The 16,840-nt window shown below is 67.1% G+C and carries 22 protein-coding genes; 8 read left to right on the top strand and 14 right to left on the bottom strand.

Going from position 1 to position 16,840, the window contains the following annotated elements; all coding sequences use genetic code 11:
- The first annotated feature begins 24 nt into the window (after nt 1-24).
- Complete coding sequence (locus H7J93_RS07950) at nt 25-744, top strand: YqjF family protein (RefSeq protein ID WP_267305726.1); 720 nt, start codon at nt 25-27, stop codon at nt 742-744.
- A gap of 55 nt (nt 745-799) precedes the next feature.
- Here the strand turns inward: H7J93_RS07950 and H7J93_RS07945 are convergent, their stop codons facing one another.
- The 4 genes from H7J93_RS07945 to H7J93_RS07930 all read right to left on the bottom strand — a co-directional run bounded on the left by H7J93_RS07945 (nt 800) and on the right by H7J93_RS07930 (nt 3,925).
- Nucleotides 800-1,648, bottom strand: a complete 849-nt coding sequence (locus H7J93_RS07945; RefSeq protein WP_267305725.1) for an SDR family oxidoreductase — start codon at nt 1,646-1,648, stop codon at nt 800-802.
- Between the two features lie 103 nt (nt 1,649-1,751).
- A complete protein-coding gene (locus H7J93_RS07940) occupies nt 1,752-2,270 on the bottom strand; it encodes an aminoacyl-tRNA deacylase (protein WP_267305724.1) in 519 nt (172 codons plus the stop codon).
- Nucleotides 2,271-2,300: 30 nt separating this feature from the next.
- Nucleotides 2,301-3,299 carry a hypothetical protein gene (locus tag H7J93_RS07935; protein ID WP_267305723.1) on the bottom strand — a complete coding sequence of 333 codons (999 nt, stop codon included), beginning with the start codon at nt 3,297-3,299 and terminating at the stop codon, nt 2,301-2,303.
- Nucleotides 3,266-3,925, bottom strand: a complete 660-nt coding sequence (locus H7J93_RS07930; protein WP_267305722.1) for a hypothetical protein — start codon at nt 3,923-3,925, stop codon at nt 3,266-3,268. The genes H7J93_RS07935 and H7J93_RS07930 overlap by 34 nt, the downstream gene beginning before the upstream one ends.
- Before the next feature lie 250 nt (nt 3,926-4,175).
- On the opposite strand from H7J93_RS07930, the gene H7J93_RS07925 reads away from it, so the two are divergent.
- Together H7J93_RS07925 and rsrA are read left to right on the top strand one after the other, a co-directional pair.
- A complete protein-coding gene (locus H7J93_RS07925; protein WP_267305958.1) occupies nt 4,176-4,817 on the top strand; it encodes a sigma-70 family RNA polymerase sigma factor in 642 nt (213 codons plus the stop codon).
- Nucleotides 4,814-5,110 (top strand): mycothiol system anti-sigma-R factor, encoded by a 297-nt coding sequence (gene rsrA / locus H7J93_RS07920; protein WP_267305721.1) that lies wholly within the window; start codon nt 4,814-4,816, stop codon nt 5,108-5,110. The genes H7J93_RS07925 and rsrA overlap by 4 nt, the downstream gene beginning before the upstream one ends.
- On the opposite strand, the gene H7J93_RS29400 is transcribed toward rsrA, so the two are convergent.
- Nucleotides 5,107-5,199: a 50S ribosomal protein bL37 gene (locus H7J93_RS29400; RefSeq protein ID WP_003882799.1), complete on the bottom strand. Its 93-nt coding sequence runs from the start codon at nt 5,197-5,199 to the stop codon at nt 5,107-5,109. The genes rsrA and H7J93_RS29400 overlap by 4 nt on opposite strands.
- Before the next feature lie 144 nt (nt 5,200-5,343).
- On the opposite strand from H7J93_RS29400, the gene H7J93_RS07915 reads away from it, so the two are divergent.
- Nucleotides 5,344-5,559 carry a biotin/lipoyl-binding carrier protein gene (locus H7J93_RS07915; RefSeq protein ID WP_267305720.1) on the top strand — a complete coding sequence of 72 codons (216 nt, stop codon included), beginning with the start codon at nt 5,344-5,346 and terminating at the stop codon, nt 5,557-5,559.
- A gap of 32 nt (nt 5,560-5,591) precedes the next feature.
- Nucleotides 5,592-7,088 carry a sensor histidine kinase gene (locus H7J93_RS07910; protein WP_267305719.1) on the top strand — a complete coding sequence of 499 codons (1,497 nt, stop codon included), beginning with the start codon at nt 5,592-5,594 and terminating at the stop codon, nt 7,086-7,088.
- Nucleotides 7,089-7,217: 129 nt separating this feature from the next.
- Here the strand turns inward: H7J93_RS07910 and H7J93_RS07905 are convergent, their stop codons facing one another.
- Entirely contained in the window at nt 7,218-7,472 is a 255-nt protein-coding gene (locus H7J93_RS07905) for a WhiB family transcriptional regulator (protein WP_267305718.1), read from the bottom strand.
- 258 nt (nt 7,473-7,730) lie between these two features.
- The gene (locus H7J93_RS07900) at nt 7,731-8,684 is read right to left on the bottom strand and encodes a diacylglycerol/lipid kinase family protein (protein WP_267305717.1); all 954 of its coding nucleotides are present in this window, start codon (nt 8,682-8,684) and stop codon (nt 7,731-7,733) included.
- A 50-nt stretch (nt 8,685-8,734) separates the two neighbouring features.
- Here H7J93_RS07900 and H7J93_RS07895 point away from each other — a divergent pair, with 50 nt between their 5' ends.
- Nucleotides 8,735-9,160, top strand: coding sequence for a hypothetical protein (locus H7J93_RS07895; protein ID WP_267305716.1), 426 nt, complete (start codon nt 8,735-8,737; stop codon nt 9,158-9,160).
- Here the strand turns inward: H7J93_RS07895 and H7J93_RS07890 are convergent.
- The 3 genes from H7J93_RS07890 to H7J93_RS07880 are packed head-to-tail and all read right to left on the bottom strand — an operon-like array spanning nt 9,112 to nt 11,296.
- Nucleotides 9,112-9,594 (bottom strand): GNAT family N-acetyltransferase, encoded by a 483-nt coding sequence (locus tag H7J93_RS07890; RefSeq protein WP_267305715.1) that lies wholly within the window; start codon nt 9,592-9,594, stop codon nt 9,112-9,114. The genes H7J93_RS07895 and H7J93_RS07890 overlap by 49 nt on opposite strands.
- Complete coding sequence (locus H7J93_RS07885; protein ID WP_267305714.1) at nt 9,591-10,688, bottom strand: isochorismate synthase; 1,098 nt, start codon at nt 10,686-10,688, stop codon at nt 9,591-9,593. The genes H7J93_RS07890 and H7J93_RS07885 overlap by 4 nt, the downstream gene beginning before the upstream one ends.
- Entirely contained in the window at nt 10,685-11,296 is a 612-nt protein-coding gene (locus H7J93_RS07880; RefSeq protein WP_267305713.1) for an acid phosphatase, read from the bottom strand. The genes H7J93_RS07885 and H7J93_RS07880 overlap by 4 nt, the downstream gene beginning before the upstream one ends.
- A gap of 58 nt (nt 11,297-11,354) precedes the next feature.
- Here H7J93_RS07880 and H7J93_RS07875 point away from each other — a divergent pair, with 58 nt between their 5' ends.
- Complete coding sequence (locus H7J93_RS07875; protein WP_267305712.1) at nt 11,355-12,149, top strand: ParA family protein; 795 nt, start codon at nt 11,355-11,357, stop codon at nt 12,147-12,149.
- A gap of 54 nt (nt 12,150-12,203) precedes the next feature.
- On the opposite strand, the gene H7J93_RS07870 is transcribed toward H7J93_RS07875, so the two are convergent.
- Together H7J93_RS07870 and H7J93_RS07865 are read right to left on the bottom strand one after the other, a co-directional pair.
- On the bottom strand, nt 12,204-13,418 hold the full coding sequence (locus H7J93_RS07870) for an Rv3212 family protein (RefSeq protein WP_267305711.1): 1,215 nt from the start codon (nt 13,416-13,418) through the stop codon (nt 12,204-12,206).
- Between the two features lie 17 nt (nt 13,419-13,435).
- Nucleotides 13,436-14,890, bottom strand: coding sequence for a DEAD/DEAH box helicase (locus H7J93_RS07865; RefSeq protein WP_267305710.1), 1,455 nt, complete (start codon nt 14,888-14,890; stop codon nt 13,436-13,438).
- Between the two features lie 241 nt (nt 14,891-15,131).
- Here H7J93_RS07865 and H7J93_RS07860 point away from each other — a divergent pair, with 241 nt between their 5' ends.
- Entirely contained in the window at nt 15,132-15,836 is a 705-nt protein-coding gene (locus H7J93_RS07860; RefSeq protein ID WP_267305709.1) for a ferritin-like fold-containing protein, read from the top strand.
- Between the two features lie 3 nt (nt 15,837-15,839).
- Here the strand turns inward: H7J93_RS07860 and H7J93_RS07855 are convergent, their stop codons facing one another.
- A complete protein-coding gene (locus H7J93_RS07855) occupies nt 15,840-16,577 on the bottom strand; it encodes a hypothetical protein (protein WP_267305708.1) in 738 nt (245 codons plus the stop codon).
- Nucleotides 16,578-16,646: 69 nt separating this feature from the next.
- Nucleotides 16,647-16,814 carry a hypothetical protein gene (locus tag H7J93_RS07850; protein ID WP_267305707.1) on the bottom strand — a complete coding sequence of 56 codons (168 nt, stop codon included), beginning with the start codon at nt 16,812-16,814 and terminating at the stop codon, nt 16,647-16,649.
- Nucleotides 16,815-16,840 lie beyond the last annotated feature (26 nt).

Here is a 16,840-nt window from a genome sequence, read left to right as displayed (position 1 = left end):
TGCCGAACGTGCCACGATGGCGCGGTGAGCTTCCCGGTGACCGCGCCGCCGCTGCCGCGGCCGGTGCTGTTCGACCAGTTCTGGGGCGATCTGACATTCGTGCACTGGCCGGTGGAGCCGCAGCGCGTCGCGCACCTGTACCCGCCGGGCACCCGCCCCGATGTGTTCTCCGATGGGCTCACCTATGTCGCGCTGGTGCCCTTCGCAATCAACCACACCGCGTTGGGCACGTCGCTGCGGTTGCCGTACCTGGGACGCTTCGCCGAAACCAACATCCGCTTGTACTCGACCGACGATGCCGGCCGCCACGGCGTGCTCTTCCGGTCGCTGGAGACCACCCGCCTCGCCGTGGTCGGCTTCACCAGGGCGGTGCTGGGTGTGCCCTACACCTGGGCGAAGATGCGTGTGACCCGGGGCGACCACGGGATTTCGTATTGCAGCGTGCGGCGCTGGCCCCAGCGGGGACTTCGCAGCGCGCTGACAGCGCGCCTCGGCGACACCGTGACTCCGACCCCACTGGAGGTGTGGCTCACGGCGCGGTGGGGCGCGCACACCCGTAAGGCGGGCCGCACATGGTGGGTGCCCAACGAGCACGACCCGTGGCCGTTGTGCGAAGCCGAAATCCTCGAACTGGACGACGATTTGCTCGCGGCCAGTGGAGTTGTCACCGCGGGCGAACCCGTGCGCGCGTTGTACTCAGCCGGTGTCCATGCGCGGTTCGGTAGGCCGTCAATTGTGAAGTGACCGAAAGAACTTGTGCGATACACCCCCGAAACATCCGCGGCATCATCGAATTCGATCAGGGACCTGAATAGCCCGGCGGGTTCGGGGTGTCCACCCACAGGTCGACGCCGAGTTCGGCGCCTGGGACGCAGTCGTATACCGACAGATCGGTGACACCGGATTCCAGCAGCACGTCCTCGCACAGCAGGGATTGGCCGGTGTACTCGCGGCTCGGCTTGTTGAGGATCGCGTACGCCGCGTCGGCGTAGACCGCAGGCTTGCGCGCCCGTGCCATCGCCTCGTCGCCGCCGAGTAGGTTCTGCACCGCGGCGGTGGCCACCAGCGTGCGCGGCCACAACGTGTTCGAGGCGATGCCGTCGTCGCGCAGCTCCTCTGCTAATGCCAAGGCGCACAGTGACATTCCGTACTTCGCCATCATGTAAGCGGTCGGCTTGAGCCACTTGGGCTCCAGCCGGATCGGCGGCGACAGGGTCAGGATGTGCGGGTTCTCGCGGCCGATCATGTGCGGGATGCACGCCTGCGACACCGCATAGGTGCCGCGCACCTGGATTCCGTTCATCAGGTCGAAGCGCTTCAGCGGCACCTCTTTGACCGAACCGAGGTTGATCGCCGAGGCGTTGTTCACGCAGATGTCGATTGCGCCGAACTGATCCACGGTCTGTGCCACCGCCGAGGCGACCGAGTCACCGTCGCGGATGTCGCCGACGATCGGCAACGCCTGCCCGCCGGCGTCCTCGAGTTCCTTGGCCGCGGTGTACACCGTGCCCTCGAGCTTGGGGTGCGGTTCGGCCGTCTTGGCGATCAATGCGATGTTCGCGCCGTCGGCCGCGGCGCGCTTGGCGATCGCCAGCCCGATACCGCGGCTGGCGCCGGAGATGAACATGGTCTTCCCTGAGAGCGACATGACCTCACCCTAAGACTCCGGCCCCGCACCCCGGCGCGAACGTGGGTTACCCGCACACCTTGCCCGCCCGCAGTGTGCGGGTAACTCACGTTCGGCGAAGAGTTCAGGCGCGGATGTCGGCGGTGACCGCGTTGGTCAAGGTGATCAGGTCCCGTGGGTGCACCGCGACGTCCCAGCCTCGTTTCCCCGCACTGCACAGCACGCGGTCCCAGCGCAGCGCGGACTCGTCGACGACGGTGGGCAACGGCCTGCGCTGGCCGAACGGCGAGATGCCCCCGATCACGTACCCGCTCGAGCGTTCGGCTGCGTCGCGCTCGGCCATCGTGGCCTTCGGCACGCCGAGGGCGGCGGCCGCAGCCTTGAGCGAAAGCTTGGCCGGCACCGGAAGCACCGCGACGCCGAGTCTCAAGTCGCGGCCGGGGCCGCTTCGGGCCCCGCCGGATAAGGCGATCACCAGCGTCTTGAACACCTGCTCGGCGTCGACCCCGGCATCGCTGGCGAGTGCCTGCGCAGCCTCGTCGCCGAAGGCTTCGTTGCGGGGGTCGTGCCGGTATTGCAGCACCTCATGGGGTGCTCCGGCGGCCAGCAGGGCCGCAATTGCCGGAGTTGCCGCGCGCGCCACGGGCTCAGCGTAGAGCTTCCGGACCGGCCGTCAGCGCGGACCGGAACGCCAGGTGATCCTCGGTGGGGCATCGGTCCCGAGGCGGGCCAACCGCCGATAGGCCCTCAGGCCGATAACAGCCATCGTTGCTGCGAGCACGCCGTTGAGCGCTGCCAACGCGAGCACGGCGCGGCCAGTGTGTTCGGCGACGGGAACGTACTCGCCGAGAAAGGAACGGAGGTCGCCCACGGCAATCTTCTGTATGTTCGCCAGGCCGGTGGAGGAGGTGGGCCCGCCGGTCCCCACCCCGGCCTGTAGCTCGCCCCAGACCACCACGGGGTCCCCGCGTCGCAGTACACATTCGCCGGGGTTGTCTTCGCGGGACGGCCACGCCCACGCTTGGTCGGAGCTGATTCGACCGGTGACGATCGGAGGGCCGCCGGGAAAGTCCAGCAGATAGTGGGCGGGCAGTTGACCTGGCGTCGAGAATCGAAGCGCGCCGATGGTGGGGCATCGGTAGGAGGCGACCACGCCATCGCGGTACGACTCCAGCGTCGCCATGCCATCGCTGATCCTGGCCTGCAGCAGCACCCCGCCCGCGGCTGTCGGTGAGTCACGCCAGGCGATGAACTCAGCGCGGGTGCGCAACTGGGGCAGGTGCTGCACCCGCATGGCATCGTGCGCCGCCGCGTCCAGGAAAGCCCCCACGGCCAGATACATGACGGTCAAGGCCACGAATACGAGTGCGACGGAGCGCCGGTCGTGCCTGCTGACGAGCTGGGGTAGGGCACGGACGACGAGCAGTACCGCGAGAATCGAGAGCACCACGGTGGCAACGGAAATCTTTGCGGCGCTGGCGAACAGATCGGGCGCGACCTCGCCGGTGAAAATGACAGCCAGTGCGAGGGCAATCCCGACGCAGACGATCAGAATGCATAGGCGCAGCACCCGCTGCCGCCAGCGGTATGCCAGCACCCCCGCGCTCAGCGCGACGGCGCACCACGCGACACCGAGCATCACTCCCGAGGCCGGCCGATCGCGTCGCGACACCGCAGGCCGAGATCTATGAATGCCGCGAGTTGCTCGACGGATCGCACAACGTCGGAGCGGACACGGACCCGGATACCGTTGTCGTCGATCGTCACCACCGGCCGCTCGCGCTCGGCGGTATGAACCGCGCACCATTCGCTGACGACCTCGGCTACGCCGGTGAGGGCACCCGTAGGGCCATAACCATCGGTCGCGAACACCAGCAGTCGGTGGTCGGTCGACGGCACGGCGTGAAGAGGGCGACCGTCGGCCACCCGGTCGATGCCGAGCAATCGCGTCATCGCTGGAGTCGCCGATCCCAGCAGATTCGCGGCCAGATCGCGCGACTCCGGGTCGGGTGCGGGCCCGGCAACCAACGCCCCGGTGCGCACGGCGGGAGTCGGAGCGCTCCAAACGCTGGTGACAATGTGTGAACTCGGCGGCGACATCTGGCCTGCGAACGAACGGCACATTGTGACAGTCCAGTCGCCGTGTACCGGGACGACGGTGGTCGTCTCGCCGTCTCGGAAGCATTGCCAACCGCGTTGCGCCAGCGCTGCGCGAAACGCCCGGCGGCGGCGCAGCCACCACGCTGCCACAGCCGCGGCGCATACGAGTACGACCGCGGCGACGAACAGGCTGCTCACAAGGTTCATGATCAGAGTCAGTATTGCCGACCTGCATCGAAGCCGCTGGTGCGTCGGGAACAAGCCCACCCCACCGCGCTGTTGTTGACGGCAGTCGCCGCTGCTGACAGCGGCAGGAAGATACGAAGTCGGTCTCAACCTCTACGATCGAAGGAAGGGGTGCTAGGTGCCAACACTGGCCATGGAGCGTCCGGTGGACTTGCCGGGCCTACTGGGTGGCGCCGCTACAGAAGGGACGGTGTTTCCCGCAATGACCGACATCGACGGGTCGGTGCCTGATCCGGCGCCCGCCAGATCGGACGAGACAGACGCCGAGCTGACCGCCCGCTTCGAGCGCGATGCGATCCCGTTGCTCGACCAGCTCTACGGCGGTGCGCTGCGAATGACGCGCAACCCCGCAGACGCCGAGGACTTGCTGCAGGAAACCATGGTCAAGGCTTATGCGGGCTTCCGTTCGTTCCGCGAGGGCACCAACCTCAAGGCATGGCTGTACCGAATCCTGACCAACACCTACATCAACAGCTACCGCAAGAAGCAGCGCCAGCCCGCGGAGTATCCGACCGACGAGATCACCGACTGGCAGCTCGCGGCCAACGCCGAGCACTCGTCGACCGGATTGCGATCGGCCGAGGTCGAAGCATTGGAGGCGCTGCCGGACAGCGAGATCAAGGATGCACTGCAGGCGCTGCCGGAGGAGTTCCGAATGGCGGTGTACTACGCGGACGTAGAGGGATTCCCGTACAAGGAGATCGCCGAGATCATGGATACCCCGATCGGCACTGTCATGTCCCGGCTGCACCGGGGCAGGCGTCAATTGCGTGAATTGCTCGCCGATGTGGCCCGCGACCGCGGATTCGTCAGGGGACAGGCACCCGAGGAGGTCTCGTCGTGAGCGAGGACGAACGTTGGACCCCGCCGATCGGCCCGGTTGACCCCGAGCATCCGGAGTGCGCTGCTGTCATTGCAGAGGTGTGGACGCTGCTCGACGGTGAGTGCACTCCCGAAACGCGCGACAAACTGCGCCATCACCTCGAGGAATGCCCGGCCTGCCTGCGCCACTACGGCGTCGAAGAGCGCGTCAAGAACCTCATCGCGCTGAAGTGCGGGGGCGAGAAGGCCCCCGAGAGCCTGCGTGAGCGGCTGCGCATCGAGATCAGCCGCACCACGATCATCCGAAGGGGCTAGCGCACCGACTTCGAGCCCGCGTTGGGCCGCTTGCCGTGGTTGGCCTTGCTGTGCTTACGATCGCGCTTCTTGCGGCCACGCTTGGCCATGGTGGTCCTCCAGTCGGCTCAGGGGATTGGGGGCCCGCATCCAGCGGGCGCTCGAATCCATTCTCTCATGGCCTGGCGGCACGGCTGTCGGGCCGGTCGTGTGGTTCGATATGAGCGACGACATAGGACTCCGGAGGGGTGAAGATGGCCGAGGACGTTCGCGCCGAGATCGTGGCCAGTGTGCTCGAGGTCGTGGTTACTGAGGGCGATCAGATCGGTGAGGGCGACACCCTGGTGCTGCTGGAGTCGATGAAGATGGAGATCCCGGTCCTTGCCGAGGTCGCGGGCACCGTCAGCAGGGTGAGTGTGTCCGTCGGCGACGTGATCCAGGCCGGGGATCTCATCGCGGTGATCATCTGACGCGGGCCCCACGCCCGCACCGGTGAGGTTCCATGTCCACCCTCGGTGACCTTCTCGCCGAGCACACGGTTTTGCCCGGCAATGCCGTCGACCACCTGCATGCGGTGGTCGGCGAATGGCAGCTGCTGGCCGACATGTCGTTCGCCGACTTTCTGATGTGGGTGCGCCGCGACGACGGTGCACTCGTCTGCGTGGCCCAGGTGCGACCGAACACCGCGCCCACCGTGCTGCTCGCCGACGCCGTCGGCACCCTGAACCAGGCCCACGAGATGCCGGTGGTGACCGATGCGTTCGACACCGGCGCCATCGTCAGGCAAAACCCAGCGGGACAACAGGATTCACTCGGCCTCAACGTGGAGGCTGTTCCCGTGCGCTACAACAACAACGTGGTTGCGGTCCTGACGCATCAGACCGCACTGGCCGGGCGCAACGCGAGTCCGTTGGAAAGCGCCTACCTCGACTGCGCCGGTGATCTTCTGCTCATGTTGTCCGAAGGCACCTTCCCGAATGTCGGCGACGTCGCGATGTCGCGGTCGAGTCCCCGCGTCGGAGACGGTTTCATCCGCCTCAACGGCACCGGGATCGTCACGTTCGCCAGCCCGAACGCCATCTCGGCCTACCACCGGATGGGTCTGGCGGCCGAGCTGGAGGGCCACAACCTGGTCACAGTCACGCGACCGCTGATCTCGGACCCGTTCGAGGCCCAAGAGCTCGCCGATCACGTCCGCGACTCCCTGGCCGGCGGTTCGAGTATGCGTATGGAGGTCGATGCGGGCGGGGCGGCGGTGCTGCTGCGCACGCTGCCACTGGTGGTCCACGGCGAGGCCGTCGGCGCCGCGGTGCTGATCCGCGACGTGACCGAGGTGAAGCGCCGCGATCGTGCGCTGCTGTCGAAGGACGCGACGATCCGCGAGATCCACCATCGGGTCAAGAACAATCTGCAGACCGTCGCGGCGCTGTTGCGGCTCCAGGCGCGCCGCACCAACAACGCAGAGGGCCGTGAGGCACTGATCGAATCGGTGCGGCGGGTGTCGTCGATCGCGTTGGTACACGACGCCTTGTCGATGTCGGTGGACGAGGAAGTCAACCTCGACGAGGTGATCGACCGGATCCTTCCGATCATGAACGACGTTGCGGCGCCGGCTGATTCGGAAACTCCGATCCGCGTCAACCGCGTCGGTGAACTTGGCGTGCTCGATGCCGACAGGGCCACCGCCCTGATCATGGTGATCACCGAACTGGTGCAGAATGCCATCGAGCACGCCTTCGATCGCTCCACCCAACAGGGATGCGTGACCATTCGCGCGGAGCGTTCGGCGCGTTGGCTGGATGTGGTGGTGCACGACAACGGTCGCGGGCTGCCCGAGGGGTTCAGCTTGGAGAAATCCGATCGGCTCGGCCTGCAGATCGTGCGAACTCTCGTGTCGGCCGAATTGGACGGTTCGCTGGGGATGCACGAGGTGCCCACCGGGGGAACCGATGTGGTGCTGCGGGTGCCAATTGGGCGACGCAGCCGGTTGGCCCAGTAGTGACGTCTCAGTAGTGACGTGCGTCGCGCTTTTACTTAAAAATGCGCTATCTGACGCAATTTGTGAATTTGAATGGGCACAAAGTTGCGGCCCCGACATATGTCGGGGCCGCAAATCGCTTGACGGTGGTTAGACGCTGCTGCGGGCCTTGGTGCGGGCATTGCGCCGCTTCAGTGCACGCCGCTCATCCTCGCTCATGCCGCCCCATACGCCGGCGTCCTGTCCGGACTCCAATGCCCAGGTGAGGCACTCTGTCGTCACCGGACACCGGTTACAGACAAGCTTCGCGTCAGCGATCTGAGCAATCGCGGGTCCGCTGTTTCCCACCGGGAAGAACAGTTCCGGATCCTCGTCGCGACAGACCGCCTTGTGGCGCCAATCCATAAGATCAAACTCCTTGTCAATATGTAACGTGTGCGCAGCACAGCGCACGGACGTTTCGTCGGCTGTTAACGCGTGCACATGAAATGTTTCTGCACTGTTGCATCCGAGTTTTTCACAGGCTGAACAGATGTCAATACTCGCGAGTTAACAAGTGGGCAACCTCACTAGCGGGGGCCACTGACCGCACCCCCCAATCGTTTGTACTACACTCGACCAACCTGCGCCCTTAATTGGCCGATGCGCGGTAGTCAGTGCAGGTCAGAGTTTTTTAGCCGGTGGTGCGACCACGGCCAGGGCGTCCGGAACCGCGGTGAATGTCATGGTTTCCCTCAAGCCGACGTAGTCACCGTCGATCTGACAGGCAACGGCTGTGTCACTCGTCACCCGCAGTTGGGTGAGGTCGTCCTCGCGGATCAGATGGGCGGCTTCGATTCTCGGCCGTCGCGCCAGCATCTTGCGCGCCAGCCGTAAGTTGGCCCACACGTTCATGCTGGTGATGGCGAAGACCCCGAGGCCGGTCTCGAACGTCGTCGTCGGGTTGGTCCACACGGGCCGGGTGTTGGCGTAGGTCCAGGGGCTGGCGTTCGAGACGAAGACGAAGTGCGCCCCTTCCACCGGATCGCGGCCGGGAATGTGCAGCGTCAGTGCGGGGTCCTTGCGCGCATTGGCCAGCATTTCCCGGATCGCCACCCGGATGTAGCGCGAGGCCGTCACCTTGCGCCCCTTGGCGCGCTGGGCCTCGACGGCGGCCACGACGTCGCCGTCGACCCCCATACCCGCGGTGAACACCGCCCAGCGCTCGCCGCAGTTCATCAGGCCGATGCGGCGCCACGTCTTACGCCGCCGATAGGCCGACAGCAGGTCGATGAGCTGGTTGGTCGCCTCGATCGGGTCAGGGCTGATTCCCAGCGCACGGGCGAAGACGTTCGCGGAGCCGCCGGGAACGACGCCGACGGCGGGGGCGGGCGCACCCGGCTCCGCGACCTCCAGGATTCCGTTGACCACCTCGTTCACCGTGCCGTCGCCACCGTGCACGATCAGCACGTCCACACCGTCGCGCGCCGCGTCGCGGCCGATCTCCACGGCGTGGCCACGGTGGTCGGTGTGTACGACGGTCAACTTGACCCGGCTTTCCAGCGCGTGGGCCAGCAGGTCGCGCCCGGCCGGGGTCGTCGACGTCGCATTGGGGTTAACGATCAGCACGGCGCGCACAGGTGACGACCCTATCCAACGGGCCGGGCCGAGCCTCTACGCTCGACGTCGTGACCGTTCCTTCGCCCACGACCGTCCGTCAGGCAGCGATCGTGGTGGCGCTGCAAGGCCTCGCGGGTGTGGTGGCCGCGCTGTGGTACGTGGGCAGCGGGCTGGCCGGGGCCGAGGAGCCCGGCATGAACAAGTTCGGCACCGCATTGTGGTTCGTCATCATGGGTTCAGCGGTTCTCGCGGCGGGATGGGCGTTGTGGACGGGCCGGCGGTGGGGTCGTGGACTGGCGGTGTTCGCGCAGCTGATCCTGCTGGGTGTGGCCTATTACGTCGGTGTCGGGTCGGGTCAGTGGGTCGCGGGTATCGCGGTGGCGGTCGTGGCCGCGGCGGTACTGGGTCTGCTGTTCAGCCCGTCGGCGCTGCAGTGGGCGGGGGCTCAGGACTCGCCTGCAAGCGCGGACAACTCCGGGCCGGAAACCCGGTAGGTGATCCACTCGCTCTGCGGTTTGCCTCCGACGGCGTCGTAGAGCGCGATCGCGTTGACGTTCCAGTCCAGCACGGCCCACGACAGCCTGGTGTAGCCGTTGGCGACGCACTCGCGGGCCAGCTCTGCCAGCATCTTGCGGGCCAGGCCGCGCCGCCGAAACTGTGGCCGCACGAACAGATCCTCGAGGTAGATGCCCGCCACCCCGTCCCAGGTGGAGAAGTTGCGAAACCACAGCGCGGCCGCGGCAGCAGCGCCGTCCACTTCGGCGATGTGACCGTAAACGATCGGCGCATCACCGAAAAGCGCCTCCCGCATCTGGTTTTCGGTGACGGTGCATTCATCGGCGGCATGTTCGAACTCGGCGAGCTCGTGAATCATCGCCGTCAGTTCGGCCTCGTCGCCCAGCCGCACCGGGCGGATCAACTCGGTCATGTCTGGACACCCAGGGCCGCGAACATCGTCTTGAATTTCGTTGTGGTCTCGTCGACTTCGTCGTCCGGCTCGGATTCGGCGACGATCCCGCCGCCGGCATACGCGAGCGCCGTGCGGCGATCGGCCGACAACTGCGCGCAGCGGATGGACACCACCCAGCGCCCGTCGCCGCGCTGATCGCACCAACCCACCGCGCCCGCGTAGAAGCCGCGGTCGCCCTCGAGTTCGGTAATGAACTCCGATGCGGCGACGCTTGGTACACCGCCCACCGCGGGCGTGGGATGCAGAGCCAGCGCCAAATCGAGTGCGGTAGTGGAATGTTCGCGAAGCCGTCCGCTGATCGGGGTGTAGAGGTGCCACACGGCAGCCGTCTTGTTCAGCTTCGGCTCGGCGGCGATGTCCAGTTCGGTGCACAGCGGGTCCAGTGCCGCGCGCACCGCGTCGACGACGAGCTCGTGTTCGTGTCGGTTCTTCGCCGACGCGGCCAGCGCGGCCCCGCTCGCCTCGTCGGCCGCGGCGTCGGGCAGTCGCGGAGCCGACCCCGCGAACGGCGCACAGAACATCCGATCACCCTTACGCGCGACCAGTAGCTCTGGGCTGGCACCGATGAGCGCTGCGCCCGAATAGCCCCCGCCCGCCGCGGACAGGTCGGCGAGATAGGCGTTCGCCGCGGGGTCCTGGGCGAGCAGGCGGTGGAGGATCGTGCGCGCATCAAGCGGCCCGTCGGCGACCAACCGCAGGGCGCGGGCCAGCACCACCTTGTGCAGTCCGCTGTTCGGATCACGTAAGCGCTCCAGCGCGGTCGCGATGCGGTACCGGTGCTCGTCGGGGTCGGGCAGCGTTTCGGCGATCTGCACCGACGGAAGCGCACGCTGCGGCCATTCCGGGAGCACATCGAGGAACTGAACCGCCTGCGGCCGGATCAGCGCCGCCGGTTTAGACATGTCAAACGGTAAGGCGCCCAATACGATTGGCGCGCTGTGCGACGCCAGGGCGGCCCGTGCTTCGGCGACTCTGGGAAACGCGGTGTGAATGCCGTCGGCGACGACGGCGGTGCCGTCGGAGGCCAGGACGAAGGACGGTTCGCGCGTCATGCCGGTAGACACGGGTGGCGATGACCCGTCAGTCCCAGTGCGCTGATCTGGCGCACGCCGTGTTCGTGCCCGCATACCGCGATCGACGCGGCCACCATCGCGAACCTGATGCCTTCGGAGATCGGCAATTGCGTCCAGCGTGTGACCACCGCCCGGGAGAAGTGGCCGTGGCCGACGAACAGGACGTCACGCGACTCCAGGTACGTCAGCGCGTACTCGATGGCGCGGTCGGCCCTGTCGCTGACCTGTTGCGGGGACTCGCCGCCCGGACATCCGTGCGTCCACACGAGCCAGTCGGGCACCGTCTGCTGGATCTCCTTGGTCGTGAGGCCCTCGTAGGCGCCGTAATCCCATTCGGCGAGAAGGGGAGACACCTCGTCGACGGTCAGGCCGGCGAGCTCGGCGGTGACGAGCGCGCGTTGCCGCGGGCTGGACACGACCACGGGGTTGTCCAGTGTGAGCACGGCCAGCGCGTCGGCGGCCAGCTTGGCCTGTTCGCGGCCGGTCTCGGTGAGCTCGAGCTCGGTGCGGCCGGTGTGCTGACCCGAAAGTGACCACTCCGTCTCGCCATGGCGAAGCAGTAGCAGGCGGTGCTGCTCGACAGTCACCCTGGCGATTCTGCCCCACGGACGGCGGCGGTGTTGGTGGGCGTGCCAGGATGAAAGGGTGACGCGGGTACTTGCGGTCGCCAATCAAAAGGGTGGGGTCGCCAAAACAACGACGGTGGCGTCGTTGGGTGCGGCGATGGTGGAGAAGGGCCGTCGGGTGCTGCTCGTCGACCTCGATCCGCAGGGTTGTTTGACGTTCTCGTTGGGCCAGGACCCCGACAAACTGCCGATGTCGATCCACGAGGTGCTTCTCGGCGAGGTCGAGACCGAAGCGGCGCTGGTCGACACGACCGAGGGGATGACGCTGCTGCCCGCCAACATCGACCTGGCCGGGGCCGAGGCGATGCTGCTGATGCGGGCCGGCCGCGAATACGCCCTCAAGCGCGCGCTGGCGAAGGTCGCCGACCGGTTCGACGTCGTGATCATCGACTGTCCGCCGTCGCTGGGTGTGCTCACGCTCAACGGGCTGACGGCGGCCGACGACGTGATCGTGCCGCTGCAGTGCGAGACGCTGGCGCACCGCGGCGTCGGCCAGTTCCTGCGCACCATCAACGACGTCCAGCAGATCACCAACAGTGACCTGAAGCTGCTCGGCGCGCTGCCGACGCTGTACGACTCGCGCACCACCCACAGTCGCGACGTGCTCCTCGACGTCGCCGACCGGTACGACCTGCCGGTGCTCGCGCCGCCTATTCCCCGCACCGTGCGCTTCGCCGAGGCGACCGCTTCCGGGGCTTCGGTGCTCGCGAGCCGAAAGAACAAGGGTGCGAGTGCGTATCGCGAGTTGGCGAGCGCGCTGCTCAAGCACTGGAAGAACGGCAAGCCGCTCGCGACGTACACCCCCGACGTCTAGCGATTTCGGCGTGTTCAGTCTCGCTCAGCGTGACCCAGCACGCCGAAATCGCAATTAGCCGAGCGCGACGACGTCGTTGCCCCGCTGTTCGAGCACCGTCGCCCCCGCGACGGCAGGCACGATCGGACCCTCGCTCTGCGGCCTCTGCACCGGGATGTGACGATCGCCCTCGCCGGTGTTGGGATCGAATACGTCGTAGCCGCCGGTGACCGGGACCAGCAGTCGTCCCGCCATCGTTGTCGCCGGCCCGAGCGGAACGTTGGCGCCCGCCGGCGAGACGGTGTACTTGTACCGAAGATCCTTGGCGGAGAACACCATTACGCTGTCGCCGGTCCACCACGTGATCAGGTCTCCAGCGCGCGACATCGTCGCGTTGTCCGACGCCGGCTTGGTCAACGGCGTGCTCGCGATCGTCGTGCCGGTTTCGTCGACGATGTTCACCACCGGTTTCGGCGTCGGCACGTAGACCGCAGCCGTCGTGTCCGAGACCGCTATCACCTGGGCGTTGGAGTCGGCGCTCACGCCGGGCTGGGGGACGTACTTCATTTCGGGGGTGTCCTCGTCGTCGGCCGGCCGCAGCAGGGTCAGCCGCAAATCCGCCTGATCCGGACAGGACTCGAGGACGGCGACGGAGGTCGAACTGGCGGCCGCCGACATCAGCCGGCAGAGGGGCAGCACCGGGACGTCGGGTTTGATCCTGGCGTCCAGTGCGCCGTAACTGAGCATTCTGACCATGTCGGACCGCCACAGCTCGAGGCGGCTCTCGCCGAACGACAGCACCACGGTGCCGTCCGAGGACAGTTTCACCTCGGGGTCCGCGTAGGCGGTGCGGGCGGGACCGCGTTGGCCCGTCTTGGCGTCGATGGTGCTCACCTGGCCGCAGCCGCGGGTGTCGGGGTAGACCGCGACGGCGTACTGGTACACCCAGCTGACGCCGCACAGTTCGAGGTCGGTTCGCGCGTAACTCCACGCGGGAGTGCCGGAGACCGGGTCGCGGCCCGACACCGTGGAGCCGTCGCCGGTGACCACGCTGGCGGCGACCACCAGCGGCGCCGTCGTCTTGGGACTGGGCGCGGTCCAGAGCTCACGCAGCGCCGACGGCACCGTCTTGGCGTTGACCAGCGGCGGCACCGGGCTCGCCGCGGGGCGGCTGATCGTCGCCCTGGCGTCGCTCGTCCACCAGACGAGAACGGCGGTGACGGCGATGACGGCGGCGATCACGATCGCCGCCACCACGTCGGCGCGAGTCCGGCGTTCGGGTTTGACCATCTGAGGCCTCTTGCGGGCTAGCCCGCGTTGGCCGCAGCCTTGCGCGGACGACGGCGACGCCTGCGCCTCGGCGCACCGTCGGTGCCCTCCGCGGCGTCGGAGGAACCGTGCTCGGTCGTCGCGACCGCCGCGTGTCCGGTGACCGGCTCGCCGGCGCGGGTCCGCCGTCGCGTGCGAGTGCGGTTGCGGGCGGGACGATCGGCGGACTTCTTCTCCGCCGGCGGCCGCGCGGCATGCGCCTTGCGGGGTTCACCCACGGTGCCGGTGGCGTCGGCGGGGATGTTCAGCTCTTCGTAGAGATGCGTCGAGCTCGAATACGTCTCGGCCGGGTCGGGGGTGTTGAGGCCCAGCGCCTTGTCGATCATCGCCCAGCGGGGCAACTCGTCCCAGTCGACCAACGTGACCGCGATACCCGTCTTGCCCGCGCGGCCGGTACGACCGATGCGGTGCACGTAGGCCTGCTCGTCCTCGGGGATCTGATAGTTGATGACGTGCGTGATGTCGTCGATGTCGATACCGCGGGCGGCGACGTCGGTCGCGACGAGCACATCGATGTCGCCGGTACGGAAGGATTTGAGCGCCTTCTCGCGGGCGCCCTGACCGAGATCGCCGTGCACCGCGCCGACCTTGAAGCCGCGCTCGGCGAGCTCGTCGGACACCTTCTGTGCGGTGCGCTTGGTCCTGGTGAAGATCATGGTCGCGCCGCGACCCTCGGCCTGCAGAATGCGGGCGACCATCTCGACCTTGTCCAACGCGTGGGCGCGATAGGCGAACTGCTCGGTGGTGTCATGGGTGGCCGCCGAATGCGGGGCCTCGGCCCGGATGTGGGTCGGCTGGTTCATGAACGTGCGAGCCAGCGTGATGATCGGGTCCGGCATCGTCGCCGAGAACAGCATCGCCTGCCGTTCATCGGGGATCTGGCGCAGGATCCGCTCGATATCGGGCAGGAAGCCCAGATCGAGCATCTCGTCGGCCTCGTCGAGCACCAGCATCGAGAGCCCGCCGAGCTGCAGGTGCCCCTGCTGCGCGAGGTCGAGCAACCGGCCCGGGGTGCCCACCACCACGTCGACGCCCTTCTGCAGGGCTTCGATCTGCGGCTCGTAGGGCCGTCCGCCATAGATGGACGTGACGACGAGCTTTCGATCGCCCGCGGTCAGGTACTTGGCGGCGAGCGAGAGGTCGCTGTGCACCTGCAGGCACAGCTCGCGGGTGGGTACGACGACGAGGGCGCGCGGGATACCCGTCAGCTCCCTGGTGGGATCGGTGGTGATCCGCTGCAGTAGCGGCACGCCGAACGCCAGCGTCTTGCCCATTCCGGTACGGGCTTGACCGATCAGGTCGTCGCCCGCCAGCGCGAGCGGCATGGTCAGCTCTTGGATAGCAAAAGGATGTTCCTTGCCGTCCTCCTTGAGTGCGCGCACGATTTCGTCGCGGACTCCGAGTTCAGCAAATGTTCGATTGAGATGCGTCATACGCGGGAGGCTTGCCTTTCAATTGTCGATTCCTCATGGCGTCCACGCGCGCACGAGTTCGAACGACATTGGCCTGAAAGACCGAAGCCCTGCGCTGAGGTAGGCGGGCCGACTGCGTGCACGCACATTTCTTAGGTAGCGGCCTGGCCTTTTCGACCCTCGAGATGCTGCTTCCTGACTCCATGATAGCTGGCCGGGTTCACTCGGGGGTTGTCGCCGGTCGCCGATTACAGTTGGGCCCATGACGGCCCCCAAGTCTTCGGCGCCTTTGACGGCGTCTTCCGAGCAGGTGAGCTCGGGCGTGTCGGCCGACCATCCCGGCGTCAACGAACTGTTCGCGGTGTTGGCGTACGGCGAGGTGGCGGCGTTCTATCGGCTGACCGACGAAGCCCGGATGGCGCCCAACCTACGGGGCCGTATCAACATGGCAAGCATGGCCGCGGCGGAGATGCAGCATTACGAGGTGCTGCGCGACGCGCTTGAACGCAGGGGCGTCGACGTGGTGCCCGCGATGACGAAATACGCGTCGGCACTTGAGAATTACCATCGACTGACCACGCCCAGCACGTGGCTCGAGGCGCTCGTCAAGACCTACGTCGGCGATGCCTTGGCCGCCGACTTCTACCTCGAGATCGCCACCGCACTACCCGCCGAGGTCGCCGACGTCGTGCGTGCGGTGCTGTCGGAGACCGGTCACTCGCAGTTCGTCGTCGCCGAGGTGCAGGCCGCCGTGACGGCGAGCGAGAAGCAACGCCACCGGCTGGCCCTGTGGTCGCGCCGGTTGCTCGGTGAGGCGATCACGCAGGCGCAGTACGTCATGGCCGACCACGACGAACTCGTCGACCTCGTCATGTCGAGCGGTGAGGGCCTGACCCAGATGACCGAATTCTTCGATCGGCTCCAGCGCACCCACGCCTCCCGCATGCAGGAGCTCGGCCTGGCCTAGCGGCTACTGCGTGCAGGTCGCGATCATCGAGTTGTTGCTCTGGTAGGCGATCAGCGCGCCCGACGCGTCGTAGATACCGCAGTTGAGCTGCCCGCCCACGCTGGTGGCGGTGACGGACTTGAGCTCGACGCCCGGATCCAGCACGACCGTCTTCGCCCACGGCAGCGCGACGTTGACCTCGGTCTGCAGCGCGCCCTGCTGGTCGGTGTAGATGACGGTGACGAAGTCGATCAGCGGCTTGGTGCCGGTGACCCGGTACGTGACGGTGCGCGGCGCGGCAGCCGCAGGTGGGGCCGGCGGCGGGGCGGCGACCTCGGGCTGTGGCGCCGCTGTCGTCTGTACTGACGGGGTCACCGTCGTGACGGTCTCAGCGGGCAGTGAGGGGACCGCAGGCGCGGGCGTGGCGGCCGCCGGGGCCGACGTCGTCACGGGGGCCGAGGTGGCGGTGGGTGCCGACGAGGTCCCGGTGGCCGTCACCGAACCGCTGTCGCCGCCGCCGAGGATCACGCCCGTCGTGCCGATCGCGATGAACAAGATCACACCTGCGATCCCCGCGATCCACATCCACCGGCGGTCGATGTGCTCCTCGTCGTATTCCGCGTAGTCGGCGTACTCGTCATCGTCCGGATACTCCAGGAGACCGTCGTATTCGAGTTCGCCGAAGTCGTCGACGGTCTGGGTGGAAATAACCTCGGTGGGAGTCAGCGAATACGGGGAATGTGCGGTATAAGGCCTGTTCATAAAGGGTTCCCAGGTTGTCTCGTTTATGTACCGGGCCGATGCTATCGATGCGCAAGTGGCAGATGAGGTTTAGCGGGCGCGTGTACGGTCACGGTCCGGACTCGGTTCGGTCGCCGTTCGTGACACCGTCGTGACGCCCTTCGGAAACGCGGTCGAGGCCGCGGCGAACCAGTCTTCGCTGACCGCGAACTCACCGGCGCGCACCACCGCGGCGGCGTCCACTAGCCTTGGCGTCAAAGCTCTTCGAGGTTGTACGTATAGGA

It is taken from the genome of Mycobacterium barrassiae (assembly GCF_025822765.1).
Lineage (GTDB): Bacteria > Actinomycetota > Actinomycetes > Mycobacteriales > Mycobacteriaceae > Mycobacterium > Mycobacterium barrassiae.
Note: the sequence above shows the minus strand (reverse complement) of the source record. Positions and strands in the feature narration are given on the sequence as shown.